Raw genomic sequence first — 14,372 nt, forward strand, 5'->3', positions numbered from 1 at the left:
GCGAAGCCCAACTTCTCCGGCGCAGACCTCCTGTATCGGACTTAAACGATAAAAGCCTCCCTGGCCAACCTGCGCTTGGTAGCTCCCTGCCGGACCAGTCCTATCTACCTCTGCTTGGGTTGTGCTCCATAAGTGGAAAAGGCCATGCCGTTTTCTACGCTACGGCGCTTTGGCGCCAGGGCGGCATGGGTCTTGCTCAAACCTGGACAATGTCAATTGTCCGTCGCGAGCCCCAGCCGATGCCTGCGCAAGCCCTTTCTTCCGCTGTTCCTGCCGACGCTGCCGTGGAGGCTTCCGCCTCCGCGCAGGCCCGTGAAGCCCTGGGGCAGATGTCGCGCCAGCTGAGCGAATCCTTCCAGTTGCTCGAAGCCCGGATGAATTCGCTGCAGGGCGAGCTGGAGTGGGTGTCTGCCCAGCGTCTGCAGGAGCTGGCGGAAAAGGAGCGCCTGGCCAGCCGGCTACAGAATCTGCTCGACGTCCTGCCCGCCGGCATCGTGGTGTTGGACGGCGCCGGGCGCGTGCGCGACGCCAACCCCGTGGCCCAGGCCCTGCTCGGCGAGCCCCTGGCAGGCGAGCTGTGGCGTACGGTGATCGCCCGGGCCTTTGCCCCGCGCCATGACGATGGCCACGAGGTATCTCTGCGCGATGGCCGTCGGGTCTCTATCGCCACCCGCTCGCTCGACGGCGAGCCGGGACAACTGGTGCTGCTCAACGACCTCACCGAAACCCGTCACCTGCAGGGCGAACTGGCGCGGCATGAGCGGCTGTCGGCGTTGGGACGGACCATGGCCTCGCTGGCGCATCAGATCCGTACCCCGCTGACCGCGGCGCTGCTCTATGCCAGCCATCTGGAGGAGGGCGGTCTGGCGCTGGTGCAGCAACAGCGCTTCGCCAGCCGGCTCAAGGAGCGGCTGCACGAACTGGAAAACCAGGTCCGCGACATGCTGGTGTTCGCTCGCGGCGAATTGCCCCTGGCGGATCGACTAACCCCCAGCGCGCTGTTCACTGCCTTGCGCGAGGCGGCGACTCCTCATCTCGGCGCTTGCCCCGTGCGTTGGCAACTCGATGCCCAGGGCGGGCTGCTCGCCTGCAACCGCGACATGCTGGTGGGCGCCGCCCTGAACCTCATCCACAACGCCCAGCAGGCCATGGCGGGCAGCGCTGGCTCGGCGCGACTCAAGGTGCATCTCCATCGCCGTGACGGCGAATTGCGCCTGGCGATCAGCGACAGCGGTCCGGGCATTCCGCTGGCGGTCCAGCAGCGCGTGGGCGAACCCTTTCTCAGCACTAAGACCACCGGCACCGGGCTCGGCCTGCCGGTCGCCCTGGCGATGGCCAAGGCCCATGGCGGTCGGCTGACCGTGCGCTCGCGGGTGGGGCGTGGCACGGTGGTCACCTTCATCCTGCCCCTGCTGGCGCGCGAGGAGACCTCGGCATGACCCTGCCCATCCTGTTGGTGGAAGACGACCGCGCCCTGCGCGAAGCCCTGGCCGATACCCTGGAACTCGGCGGCTATCGCTACCGCGCCGTGGACAGTGGCGAGGCGGCGCTACTGGCGCTGGCCGAGGAGTCCTTCGGGCTGGTGATCAGCGACGTCAACATGCCAGGCATTGACGGCCATCAGTTGCTGGCCAGCATCCGGCTGCGCGATCCGACGCTGCCGGTGCTGCTGATGACCGCCTTCGGCAGCATCGAACGTGCCGTCGAGGCCATGCGCGGCGGTGCGGCGGATTATCTGGTCAAGCCCTTCGAACCACGGCTGCTGCTGGAGACCCTGGCGCGCTGCTGTCCTCAGGGCCGGCGGGCACCCAGTGATCGGCAGCCGGTGGCGGTCGACCCCCAGAGCCGGCAACTGCTGGAGCTGGCCCGTCGGGTGGCCCAGAGCGATGCCACGGTGTTGATCACTGGTGAATCCGGCACCGGCAAGGAGGTGCTGGCGCGCTTCATCCATGATCACTCGGCGCGCGCGGAAGGGCCCTTCGTGGCGGTCAATTGCGCGGCCATTCCCGATCATCTGCTCGAAGCCATTCTCTTCGGCCATGAAAAGGGCGCTTTCACCGGTGCCATCGCTGCCCAACCTGGCAAGTTCGAGCTGGCGCAGGGCGGTACCCTGTTGCTGGACGAGATCTCCGAGATGCCCCTGGGCCTGCAGGCCAAGCTGCTGCGGGTGCTGCAGGAGCGTGAGGTGGAGCGGGTCGGGGCACGCAAGCCGTTGGCGCTGGATATCCGTGTGGTGGCCACCAGCAATCGCAAGCTCGCGGAGGAAGCCACCGCCGGGCGTTTTCGCGAAGACCTCTTCTATCGGCTGTCAGTGTTTCCGCTGGCCTGGCTGCCGCTGCGCGACCGGCCGGCCGACATCGTGCCGCTGACCGAGCGTCTATTGGTGGTGCAAGCCGCGCGGATGAATCGCTCGGTGCCGACGCTGAGCACCGCCGCGCGTCAGGTACTGGCCGAGCATAGTTGGCCGGGCAATGTGCGCGAGCTGGATAATGCCGTGCAGCGTGCGCTTATCCTGCAACCGGGTGAGCAGGTGCAGGCCGAGGATTTCGGGCTGCACTGGTTGTCGACCGGCGTAACCCTGGCGTCTGCCACCACGCCCCCGGCGGAGGCCACCACCAATGAGGCCGTGCGGCCGCTGGACGCCGATCTGCGCGACAGGGAATTCCAGGTGATCCTCGATACCCTGAAGGCTGAACGTGGCCGCCGCAAGGAGACCGCTGAGCGCCTGGGCATCAGCGCCCGCACCCTGAGGTACAAGCTTGCGCAGATGCGCGATGCCGGGTTGGACGTTGAGCTCTCCCAGCTCGCAGGCTGCTGAGCGGAGAAGTCGATAGCCGGCTATCGACCTGCGCGGAACCAACCGTCCAGAGCGCTGTTCTAGAGAAAGGATCGCGACTGCGGCGTGGGGTCGCATAGGATGCTTGCCCCCGCCCTCCCGGACCTCGTCCGGACGCTTTGCTTTTTCTCTTAGGCGCTGCCTTTGCTGAAAACGGTTTCACGGACCGCATAGACCGTTTTCGCCGCGGGTGGCGTGCCTGCCAGCACGAGGACGCTTGCCATGGGTTCCACCGCACCTTCCAGCCCCAACGCCGACCAACTGACCATCGACACCATCCGTACCCTGTCCATGGACGCGGTACAGAAGGCCAACTCCGGCCACCCCGGTACCCCGATGGCCCTGGCTCCGGTCGGCCATACGCTGTGGAGCCGCTTCCTCCGCTATCACCCCGAGCACCCGGACTGGCCCAACCGTGACCGCTTCGTGCTGTCGGTTGGCCATGCCTCCATGCTGCTCTATTCGCTGCTGCACCTGGCGGGCGTGAAGGAAATCGATGAGCACGGCACCGCTACCGGCAAGGAAGCGGTCAGCCTTGATGACATCAAGCAATTCCGCCAGCTGGACTCCAAGACGCCAGGTCACCCCGAATACCGCATGACCACCGGGATCGAGACCACTACCGGTCCCCTGGGTCAGGGCTGCGGCAACAGCGTTGGCATGGCGCTGGCACAGAAGTGGCTGGCCGCGCGGTTCAACCAGCCAGGCGTGACCCTGTTCGACTATGACGTCTATGTGCTCTGTGGCGACGGCGACATGATGGAAGGCGTCACCGGCGAGGCGGCGTCCATGGCCGGCCACCTGGGCCTGGACAACCTTTGCTGGATCTACGACAATAACACCATCAGCATCGAAGGCCACACTGAGCTGGCCTTCAGCGAAGACGTGGCTGAGCGTTTCCGTGGTTATGGCTGGCATACGCTGCACGTCAAGGACGCCAACGACGCCGAGGCCCTGGCCGCCGCCCTGCATCGCTTCAAGGGCAATACTGGCAAGCCGACCCTGATCGTGGTCGACAGCCTCATCGGCTACGGCGCGCCGAACAAGCAGAACACTGCGGCTGCCCATGGCGAGCCCCTGGGCGCGGACGAGATCAAGCTGGCGAAGAAGGCCTATGGCTGGCCGGAGGACGCCGACTTCCTGGTACCCGACGACGCCCGTCACCACCTGCGCGACGCCCTGCTGGAGCGTGCCAGCGGTCTCTACGAAGACTGGAACCGTGCCTTCGATCGCCTGCGCCAGGACGATCCGACCCGCGCCGATGAACTCCAGCGCATGCGCGCCGGTGAAATGCCGGAAGGCTGGGACGCCAAGCTGCCCAGCTTCGAGCCCGATGCCAAGGGCGTGGCCTCCCGCGAGTCCGGTGGCAAGGCGCTCAATGCCTTTGCCCAGAACATTCCCTGGCTGGTTGGCGGGGCAGCGGACTTGGCGCCGTCCACCAAGACCAATCTCAAGTTCGATGGCGCGGGCAGCTTCTCCGCCCGTGAGCCGTCCGGGCGCAACATGCACTTCGGTATCCGCGAGCATGCCATGGGCTCCATCGCCAATGGCATGGCGCTCTGCTACCTGCGCAGCTTCACCGCTACCTTCCTGGTGTTCAGCGACTACATGAAGCCGCCGATCCGCCTGGCTTCCATCATGGAGCTGCCGGTGGTGTTCGTCTTCACCCACGATTCCATCGGCGTCGGCGAAGATGGCCCGACCCACCAGCCGATCGAGCACTTGGCGCAACTCCGTGCCACCCCGGGTTTGTTGACCATGCGTCCCGGGGATGCCAATGAAGCGGTGCAGGCCTGGAAGATCGCCCTGCAGCAGACTAATAGACCCTCGTGCATGGTGCTGTCGCGCCAGCCACTGCCGACCCTGGACCGCAGCAAATACGCCAGCGCCGAAGGCGTGGCCCAGGGCGCCTATGTGGTAGCCGATGCCGAGGGCGGCACGCCCCAGGTAATCCTCATGGCCACTGGCAGCGAGCTGGGTCTGGCGATGCAGGCCTACGAGCAGCTCAAGGGCGAGGGCGTGAAGGCACGGGTCGTGTCCATGCCTTGCTGGGAGCTGTTCGAGGAACAGGACGAGGCCTACAAGCAATCGGTGCTGCCCGACGAGGTCCTGGGCCGTGTTGCCATCGAGCAGGCCGGTCCCCTGGGCTGGGAGCGCTACATCGGTCGCAAGGGTGCCTCGGTCACCATGAGCACCTTCGGTGCCTCTGCGCCCATCGGCAAGCTGCAGGCGAAATATGGCTACACCGTAGAAAACGTGGTCAAGCTGGCCAAGGAGCAGGCGCAACGTAAAGGGAGCGCCGCATGAGCAATCCACTCAAACAGCTGACGGAGCAGGGCCAGGCGGTCTGGCTCGATTTCGTCAGCCGTGAATTTCTTGGCAAGGGTGAGCTACAGAAGCTGATCGAGCGTGACGGCCTTACCGGCGTCACCTCCAACCCCTCGATCTTCGAGAAAGCCATGGGGCACGGCAGTGACTACGATGCCAGCCTCAAGGCCTTTCTGGAACAGGCGGATGCCGAGCCGGTGGACGTCTACGAGCATCTGGCCATCGAAGACATCCAGCAGGCGGCGGACATCCTGCGGCCGGTCTATGACCGCCTCGAAGGGCGTGATGGCTATGTGAGCCTGGAAGTCTCGCCCTATCTGGCGCTGGATACCCGTGCCACCCTGGAGGAGGCCCGGCGCCTCTGGCAGGCGGTGGATCGGCCCAACCTGATGGTCAAGGTACCTGGTACGCCCGAGGGGGCGGTGGCCATCCGCAAATTGATCGAGGAGGGTATCAACGTCAATGTGACCCTGCTGTTCGATCGCAATGCCTACATGGCGGTAGCGGAAGCCTATATCGCGGGTCTGGAAGCGCGGTTGCACCAGGGCAAGGACATCAGTCGTCTCGCCAGCGTCGCCAGTTTCTTCATCAGTCGGGTCGATGGTGTGCTGGACAAGCTGATCGACGAGCGCAAGGGCGGTGACGGCGAGCTGGCCGAGTTGCGTGGCAAGATCGCTATCGCCAATGCCAAGCTGGCCTATCAGGACTACCTGCGCCTGATCCAGTCGCCACGCTGGAAGGTGCTGGAAGCCAAGGGTGCTCATCCGCAACGCCTGTTGTGGGCTTCCACCGGATCCAAGGATCCGGCCTATCCCGATACCCTCTATGTGGATCAGCTAATCGGTCCGGATACCGTCAACACCATGCCACCCAAGACCATGGATGCCTTCCGTGATCATGGCACGGCAGCGCCCATGCTGAGCACCGACATCGAAGCGGCACAACGGGTGGTGGATGCGACTGCCCGTTTCGAGCTGGATCTCGATGGCGTGGCCAAGCGGTTGGTCAAGGACGGCGCCCGGCAATTCGAGGACGCCGCCGATGCCCTGTTGGGCGCGGTAGGGCAGAAGCGCCTCGATTTTCTCGGCGAGCGCCTGAATGCCGCGGACTATCGTCTGCCGCACGATCTGCATGAAGCCGTCGAGGCCCGCCTCGACGAGGCGCGGCGTGAAGGCTGGTCGCGCCGGCTGTGGCAGGGCGATGCCTCGCTCTGGACCGGTCGCGACGAGGACCAGTGGGTGGGTTGGCTAGCCGCTGCCCAGGGTCGCCAGGCCGATCCGGTCGCGCTCAGCGCCCTGGCCGACGCCGTACGCGAGGAAGGCCTGAATACCGTGGTACTGCTGGGCATGGGCGGTTCGAGTCTGGGCCCGGAAGTGCTGGCCAATACCCTGGGTACCGCCACCGGTGGACTCGACCTCAAGGTGCTCGATTCCACCGATCCGGCGCAGATCGCTGCCCTGGAAGAGCAACTGGATTTGCACAAGACGCTGTTCCTGGTATCCAGCAAGTCCGGCTCGACCCTGGAGCCGGAAATCCTGCGCGCCTATTTTCACCAGGCTGTCGAGCGGACGCTGGGCTCGGACGAGGTGCAACGCCGCTTCGTCGCCATTACCGACCCTGGCTCCAAACTCGAGGCCAGCGCCACGGCGGAGGGCTATCGCGCCATCTTCCAGGGCGACCCCCATATCGGCGGGCGCTATTCGGTACTGTCGGTGTTCGGCATGGTGCCCCTGGCGCTGCTCGGCCATTCGGTGGCCGACTTCTTCCAGGTGACCCAGCCCATGGTTCTGGCCTGCAGCCCCAGTGCGCCTCCTGCCATCAACCCTGGTATCCGCCTCGGCGTGGTACTGGGCGAGGCAGTACGCGCCGGCCGAGACAAGGTCACTCTGATCGCCTCGCCGGGAGTGGCCAGTCTGGGCGCCTGGCTGGAACAACTGCTCGCCGAAAGCACCGGCAAGCAGGGCAAGGGCATTATCCCGGTAGATCTGGAGCCCCTTGGCGCACCGGATGTCTATGGCACGGATCGGGTATTCGTCAGTCTGGTGCTGGACGGTGAGGAGGATGCCGAGCGCGATAGCCGCCTGCAGGCGCTGGCTGCGGCAGGGCATCCGGTGGTGGATATCCGGCTCGCTCGCCCTGAGCTGATCGGGCAGGAATTCTTCCGTTGGGAAGTAGCCACCGAGGTGGCCGGTGCGGTCATCGGCATCAACCCGTTCGATCAGCCCGACGTGGAGGCCAGCAAGATCAAGACCCGCGCCCTCACCGATGGCTATGAGCGCGACGGTCGCCTGGCCGGTGACGAGCCGCTGCTGGAGGAAGGTGCGTTGGCCCTGTTCGGCGACGCCGATCTGCAAGGGCAGGACACCGCCCGGGCGGCCATCAAGGCGCACCTGGCACGCCTGCAGCCCGGCGACTACCTGGCCGTGCTGGCCTATCTCGAGCGCAATGCCGTGCACGAGGAGGCCTTGGGGGCCATGCGTGATAGCATTCGCGACAGCAAGCGCGTAGCGACCGTCGGCGGCTTCGGCCCCCGCTTTTTGCACTCCACGGGGCAGGCCTACAAGGGCGGTCCCAACTCGGGTGTGTTCATCCAGATTACCGCCGATGCCCAGAACGACCTGGAAATTCCAGGGCGGGGTCTGAGCTTTGGCGTCGTCGAGGCCGCCCAGGCCAAGGGCGACCTCGAGGTACTGGCCGAACGGGGACGGCGCTACCTGCGCGTGCATATCAAGGGCGGCGACATCGACGCCGGTCTGCAACAAATAGTCGAACTGGTCGAGGCGGCGGTCGCCTGACCTCAAGGAGTCATCAGCATGCAATTGGGAATCATCGGACTGGGCCGCATGGGCGGCAACATCGCACGGCGCTTGATGAAGCATGGACATGAAGTCGCGGTCTACGACCGCAGTGCCGATACCGTGGCCGACCTCGGCAAGGAAGGCGCCATCGCCACCGACGGTCTCGATGGCGTCATCGCTGCCCTGGCGCAGCCCCGTGCCATCTGGGTCATGCTGCCTGCCGGCGAGCCGACCGAGCAGACCATCGCCGAGCTGGCCGACCGCCTGGCTCCCGGTGACGTGATCATCGATGGTGGCAACACCTATTACAAGGACGACATCCGTCGCGCCAAGATGCTGGCCGAGAAGGGTATCGACTATGTCGACGTCGGTACCTCCGGTGGTGTCTGGGGTCTGGAGCGTGGCTACTGCATGATGATCGGCGGCAAGTCCGAGGCCGTCGAGCGCCTGGAGCCCATCTTCGAAGCCCTGGCCCCTGGCTATGGCAGCATCGAGCGCACCCGTGGTCGCAACGCGCCGGACGAACGTGCCGAGCGTGGCTTCATCTTCACCGGTCCGGCTGGTTCGGGTCACTTCGTCAAGATGGTGCATAACGGCATCGAATACGGCCTGATGCAGGCCTACGCCGAGGGCTTCGACATTCTCAAGATGAAGAACAGCGACAAGCTGCCGGAAGACGAGCGCTTCGACCTGGACTTGGCCGACATCGCCGAGGTCTGGCGTCGTGGCAGCGTGGTGTCCTCCTGGCTGCTGGACCTGACCGCCCAGGCCCTGGCCGGCGACGTCGAACTGGAGAAGTTCTCCGGCTCGGTGGCCGACAGCGGCGAAGGTCGCTGGACCATCGAGGCCGCCATCGAAGAAGCGGTACCGGTCAACGTCCTGTCCGCTGCCCTCTATGCGCGCTTCCGTTCCCGCCAGCAGGCTACCTACGCCGACAAGCTCTTGTCGGCCATGCGCTTCGGCTTCGGCGGCCACGTCGAAATCCCGCAGTAAAACCCTGGCCGTTCCCCTGTGGAGCGGCCACGGGCCGCGTCCCGGGGGACGGCACCAGCCGCCCTCGTGGATAAGGCCCTGTCATGACCGATTCTCCTGCCGTCTCCCCCAGCACCGCTTCCCAGGAACGGCGCTCCTGCACCAAAGCCCCCACTGCACCGCCAGCCACGCTGTTCCTCTTTGGCGCCAATGGTGACCTGGTCAAGCGCTTGCTGATTCCCTCGCTATACAACCTCCTGCGCGACGGGTTGCTCGACGACCGTACCCAGATCATCGGCGTCGACCACAATCCCAATACCGACGAGGGCTTCGCTGACCGCCTGGAAGCCTTTATCCGTGATCAGGCCGAAGCGAAGGGCAAGTCCCGTGACGAGGCGCTGGATCCTGACCTCTGGGGCCGGCTGCGCAGGCGCATCCGCTATCTGCAGGGCGACTTCCTCGAGGACTCCACCTATGCAGCGGTGGGCGAGCGCATTGCCCAGGCCGATACTGACAATGCCGTCTTCTACCTGGCCACTGCCGCGCGCTTCTTTGGCGATGTGGCCGAGCGCCTGGGCAAGGCGGGACTGTTGAAGGAGAGCGGGGACGCCTATCGCCGGCTGGTGGTGGAGAAGCCCTTCGGCGCCGACCTGGCCAGTGCCCAGGCGCTGAACCAGCGCCTGCTGGCAAACATGGAAGAGGAGCAGATCTATCGGATCGACCACTACCTGGGCAAGGAGACGGTACAGAACATCCTGGTCAGCCGCTTTTCCAACGCGCTGTTCGAGTCGTTCTGGAACAACCACTACATCGATCACGTGCAGATCACCGCGGCGGAAACCGTGGGCGTGGAGTCGCGTGGTGACTTCTACGAGAAGACCGGCACCCTGAGGGACATGGTGCCCAATCACCTGTTCCAGCTGCTGGCCATGGTCGCCATGGAGCCGCCGGCGTCCTTCAACGCCACCTCGGTGCGCGATGAAAAGGCCAAGGTGGTCGGCGCCATCCGCCCCCAGACCACCGAAGAGGCCCTGGCCAATTCGGTACGTGGCCAGTACGCCGCCGGGACGATGAACGACAAGCCGGTGCGGGGCTATCGCGAAGAAGAGCGCGTCGACCCGGACAGCCAGACCGAGACCTATGTGGCGCTCAAGTTGTTCGTCGACAACTGGCGCTGGGCAGGGGTACCGTTCTACCTGCGCACCGGCAAGCGCCTGACCGCGCGCGACACCGAGATCGCCATCTGCTTCAAGCACGCGCCCTATGCGCAGTTCCGCGATACCAAGATCGACCGGATGCGGCCCAATTACCTGATCATCCAGATCCAGCCCGACGAAGGCATGTGGTTCGATTTCCACGCCAAGCGTCCGGGCCCTCTGGTGGAGCTGGAAAACATCCGCATGGGCTTTGCCTATACCGATTTCTTCGAGATGCAGCCGTCCACCGGCTACGAAACCCTGATCTACGACTCGCTGATCGGTGACCAGACGCTGTTCCAGCGCGCCGACAACATCGAGAACGGCTGGCGCGCCGTGCAACCTTTCCTCGACGCCTGGAGGCAGGGCGGCGAAGTAGAGAGCTATGCCGCAGGCAGTGCCGGCCCCGCCGGTGCCGATGAACTCCTGACGAAGGATGGCCGCTCATGGCATCCGCTGACCTGATCCCCATTGATCTGCTGGTGTCGGATATCGACGGCACCCTGGTGCGTGACGACAAGAGCCTGAGCGAGGCGGTGATGGCTGCCGTCAAGCGGCTGCAGGCGGCTGGCAAGGCCATTACCCTGGTCAGCAGTCGTCCGCCGCGAGCACTGCTGCCGCTGGTACGGCAGTTGGGAATCCACCAGGCGGTGGCCGGCTTCAACGGTGGCAATCTGGTGGAGGCGGACGGCACCCTGATCCGTGCCCATCGCCTGGCCGAAGCCGTGACCCGCCAGGTACTGGAGCGGCTGGACCGTGAAACCTTCGAGGTCTGGCTGTTCGCCGATGACCTCTGGCTGACGCGTGACGGGCAGGGCGCCTACGTCCCGCGTGAGACCCGGGCGCTGGGATATGGGCCGACCGTGGTGGACTCCTTCGAACCCTACTTGGATCGGGTCGACAAGATCGTCGCCGCTGGTAGCGACCATGCGGGCCTCGAAGCCCTGGAGGGTGAGCTAGGCGAGCGGCTGGGGGAGGGCGCCACGGTGCTGCGTTCCCAGCTCTACTACCTGGACATCACCCACCCCAAGGCCAACAAGGGCGACGCCCTCATCGAGCTGGCGCAGGCCGCGGGCGTACCCGTGGCGCGGACAGCGGCCATCGGTGATGGCAGCAACGATGTGCCCATGTTCCGCCAGGCGGGCCTGGCCATCGCCATGGGCCAGGCCGGTGCGGCGGTCCGCGAAGCCGCTGACCAGGTCACCGCCAGCAACCAGGAAGACGGCCTGGCCCAGGCCATCGATCGGTGGATCCTGGGGCCCTTATGACTGGCGGGTGATGTTGGGCTTCGCTGCACTCAACCCAACCTACGCGTCCTGTAGGTTGGGTTGAGGCGGCTCCAGCGCCAAAGCCCAACAGGGCCTGCCTTCGTGCCAGGTGGAAAAGGCTGCGCCGTTTTCCACCCTGCGCGGTGTCAGGCGGTCGCCCCTTCTCCCTCCGCGAGAGGGCCTGGGTGAGGGCAGCCCACATTCCGGCCTACCCCTCGTTCTTCTCCCGATACCCCCGCACATGCTCCACCAGCGCCCGCAACTTGGGCGCCAGGTTGTGGCGACTCGGGTAGTAGAGATAGAAGCCGGCGAAGGGCGGTAGGTAATCCTCCAGCACCCGCTCCAGTTCGCCACGGTCCAGATAGGGCCGGAAGGTGTCCTCCATGCCGAAGGTGATGCCGCCACCGGCCAAAGCCGTGCGCACCATCAGCAGCATGTCATTGGTGGTGATCCGGGGCGAAACGGCCACGTCGAAGGCTCTACCGTTCTCGCTGAACTCCCAGCGCCAGGGCGCCACCTCCGGCGCCGGGCGCCAGCCGATGCAGCGGTGGTCCGACAGCTCACGCGGATGCCCAGGGCGGCCATGGCGGGCGAAATAGGCCGGTGTCGCCACCGCTACCTCACGCTGCGCGCCGGTTACCGGGATGGCGATCATGTCCTGTTCGATCACCTCGCCCAGGCGCACGCCGGCATCGAAGCCATGGGCGACGATATCGAATTCCTCGTCGGTGACCGTGATATCCAGCGTCACCTCGGGATAGGCTACGATGAAGTCGGCCAGCAGGGGACCGTCGAGAAAGCGTTCGGCGATGGACGTGACCGCAACCCGCAGCAACCCGCGCGGTGGCCCCGCGTGGCTGGCGTCTTCCAGGGCGCCGAGCAGACCCGCCAGAGGCCCCGCGATCTGGCGCTGCAGGCGTTCGCCGGCTTCGGTCAGGCGCACGCTGCGAGTGGTGCGTTGCACCAGGGAGCTGCCCAGTTCGTCTTCCAGACGGCGGATGGCCTGGCTTACTGCTGAGCGACTGACGCCCAGGCGGTCTGCCGCCACGCGAAAGTTGTCCGCCGTTGCCACGGCGATAAAAACCTTAAGGAGATTCAGGTCCGTTTCCATTGGTAAGTCCGGCTAACCAAGGCAGTCAGGGGGCGGCGGCTTATCACGACAATGCGCGGTCGCTAAGGTGTTGGCAAGCCTGGACGCCCCGCGTCCGTAACCCGGGATCGAGCGGGGCGTGGCTATACCAGTGAAACCCTGAAGTCATCCAAGAGGACTCATTCATGGCTATCGACAAGGTCGTACTCATCACCGGCGCTTCCAGTGGCATAGGGGCGGGCATCGCTCGCGAACTGGGCGCTGCCGGCTGCAAGCTGCTGCTCGGCGCCCGCCGTATCGACAGGCTGGAGGCGCTGGCGGCCGAGCTCAACGCGGCTGGCGGGGAGGTCGCCTGCCGCCGGCTGGACGTCACCGATGGCGCCGACATGGTTGCCTTCGTGCAGGCGGCCCGGGAGCGCTGGGGGCGGGTGGACGTCATCGTCAACAATGCCGGGATCATGCCGCTGTCGCCCATGGCGTCCCTCAAGACGGAGGAATGGATGCAGATGGTCGACGTCAACATCAAGGGCGTGCTCAACGGCATCGCCGCGGTGCTGCCGGAATTCACCACCCGCGGGGCCGGCCACGTGATCAACCTGGGCTCCATCGGTGCCCTGTCGGTGGTGCCCACGGCAGCGGTCTACTGTGCTACCAAGCATGCGGTACGGGCGATCTCCGAAGGACTGCGGCAGGAACGTGAGGATCTGCGGGTCACCTGCATCCATCCGGGCGTGGTGGAAAGCGAGCTGGCGTCCACCATCACCGATCCCGCGGCACGGGCGATGATGGAGGACTATCGTGCCATCGCGCTGCAACCCGCGGCCATTGGCCGAGCGGTGCGTTATGCCATCGAGCAGCCGGACGACGTCGACGTCAACGAGATCGTCGTCCGTCCGACCCGCAGCGCCAACTAGACGGTTTCCGCCAGGGCTTCGAGAAAGCGCTCCAACACCAGGTTGGGCCGCCGTCCCTTGCGGGTGACGGCGGCCAGGGTGGTGTCGAAGTGGAAGCGGTCGGGGTCGAGGGCGCGCAATTGACCCTGAGTCACCCAGGGCTGGGCGACGTGATCGGGCAGATAGCCGATATAGCAACCGGTGAGGATGAGAAAGGCCACGCCTTCGCGATCCGAGGCGCGCGCCGTGCAATTCAGGGCGGCATGGCGCTCATGCCCTTCCTGATTGAGTAGATGATTGGGGCCAACCGCGTCCTGGGTCGCCAGGATGCCCTCGTCCAGCGCCGCGTCGGCCATCTCGAACAGCGGATGGCTGCGGCTGCAGTAGAGCAGGGCGCGCTCTTCGTAGAGCGGCAGGTACTCCAGGCCGGCCAGGGCATTGATCAGCGGCAGCACGCCCAGGTGGAGATGGCCATCGAGCACGCCGGTCTCGATCTCGCTGGGCAGGGTCATGCCGATGTTGACCACCACGTCGGGCGCAGCGCGCTTGAGGGCGGCCAGGGCATGGGTGATGCGCATGCGCGGCTGGGTGACCAGGTTGTTGATGATGCCGAGGTTCAGTTCGCCACGCAGGTGCTGGTGCAGCTGGTTGACCTCGCTGCGAAAGCCTTCCAGGGCGGCGAACAGCGACTGGCTGGCCTTGAGCACCTCGCGGCCTTCGTCGGTCAGCGAGAAACCGGCGCGACCGCGCTGACAAAGGCGCATGCCCAGGCGCTTTTCCAGATCGTTCATGTGCAGGCTGATGGCCGAGCGGGTGATTCCCAATCGGCCTTCGGCGGCAGTGAAGCTGCCGCATTCCACCACCGTCTTGAACAGCCGCAACAGGCGGATCTCGAAATCGCCGACCTGGGCGAGCAGGGCCTTGCGCGTCGTCTTCATGACTGCCACCGCAAATGCGGGACAGCATAAGGCGCCTCGGTGACGGGCGCCAG

Annotated in this window: 10 protein-coding genes; 8 read left to right on the top strand and 2 right to left on the bottom strand. The window is 65.6% G+C overall.

The annotated features are described in order from the left end of the window. Window positions 1-239: 239 nt before the first annotated feature. The 7 genes from ACUCV0_RS07455 to ACUCV0_RS07485 all read left to right on the top strand — a co-directional run bounded on the left by ACUCV0_RS07455 (window position 240) and on the right by ACUCV0_RS07485 (window position 11,398). The gene (locus tag ACUCV0_RS07455; RefSeq protein WP_482212412.1) at window positions 240-1,439 is read left to right on the top strand and encodes a sensor histidine kinase; all 1,200 of its coding nucleotides are present in this window, start codon (window positions 240-242) and stop codon (window positions 1,437-1,439) included. After that, on the top strand, window positions 1,436-2,818 hold the full coding sequence (locus ACUCV0_RS07460) for a sigma-54-dependent transcriptional regulator (RefSeq protein WP_482212413.1): 1,383 nt from the start codon (window positions 1,436-1,438) through the stop codon (window positions 2,816-2,818). The genes ACUCV0_RS07455 and ACUCV0_RS07460 overlap by 4 nt, the downstream gene beginning before the upstream one ends. 240 nt (window positions 2,819-3,058) lie before the next feature. After that, window positions 3,059-5,143 carry a transketolase gene (gene tkt / locus ACUCV0_RS07465; RefSeq protein ID WP_482212414.1) on the top strand — a complete coding sequence of 695 codons (2,085 nt, stop codon included), beginning with the start codon at window positions 3,059-3,061 and terminating at the stop codon, window positions 5,141-5,143. Next, on the top strand, window positions 5,140-7,959 hold the full coding sequence (locus ACUCV0_RS07470) for a bifunctional transaldolase/phosoglucose isomerase (protein ID WP_482212415.1): 2,820 nt from the start codon (window positions 5,140-5,142) through the stop codon (window positions 7,957-7,959). The genes tkt and ACUCV0_RS07470 overlap by 4 nt, the downstream gene beginning before the upstream one ends. A gap of 18 nt (window positions 7,960-7,977) precedes the next feature. Next, on the top strand, window positions 7,978-8,955 hold the full coding sequence (gene gnd / locus ACUCV0_RS07475; RefSeq protein ID WP_482212416.1) for a phosphogluconate dehydrogenase (NAD(+)-dependent, decarboxylating): 978 nt from the start codon (window positions 7,978-7,980) through the stop codon (window positions 8,953-8,955). Between the two features lie 83 nt (window positions 8,956-9,038). Then, window positions 9,039-10,595 (top strand): glucose-6-phosphate dehydrogenase, encoded by a 1,557-nt coding sequence (zwf, locus tag ACUCV0_RS07480; protein WP_482212417.1) that lies wholly within the window; start codon window positions 9,039-9,041, stop codon window positions 10,593-10,595. Then, entirely contained in the window at window positions 10,577-11,398 is an 822-nt protein-coding gene (locus tag ACUCV0_RS07485; RefSeq protein WP_482212418.1) for an HAD family hydrolase, read from the top strand. The genes zwf and ACUCV0_RS07485 overlap by 19 nt, the downstream gene beginning before the upstream one ends. 208 nt (window positions 11,399-11,606) lie before the next feature. Here ACUCV0_RS07485 and ACUCV0_RS07490 read toward each other — a convergent pair whose 3' ends face one another. Next, window positions 11,607-12,509, bottom strand: a complete 903-nt coding sequence (locus ACUCV0_RS07490) for a LysR family transcriptional regulator (protein WP_482212419.1) — start codon at window positions 12,507-12,509, stop codon at window positions 11,607-11,609. A gap of 164 nt (window positions 12,510-12,673) precedes the next feature. Here ACUCV0_RS07490 and ACUCV0_RS07495 point away from each other — a divergent pair, with 164 nt between their 5' ends. Then, entirely contained in the window at window positions 12,674-13,402 is a 729-nt protein-coding gene (locus ACUCV0_RS07495; protein ID WP_059315589.1) for an SDR family oxidoreductase, read from the top strand. Here the strand turns inward: ACUCV0_RS07495 and ACUCV0_RS07500 are convergent. Further along, window positions 13,399-14,319 (bottom strand): LysR family transcriptional regulator, encoded by a 921-nt coding sequence (locus ACUCV0_RS07500; protein ID WP_271655494.1) that lies wholly within the window; start codon window positions 14,317-14,319, stop codon window positions 13,399-13,401. The two genes, ACUCV0_RS07495 and ACUCV0_RS07500, sit on opposite strands and share 4 nt — an antisense overlap. Between the last annotated feature and the right edge of the window lie 53 nt (window positions 14,320-14,372).

The sequence above is a fragment of the Pseudomonas sp. VMV1 genome, from assembly GCF_056790235.1.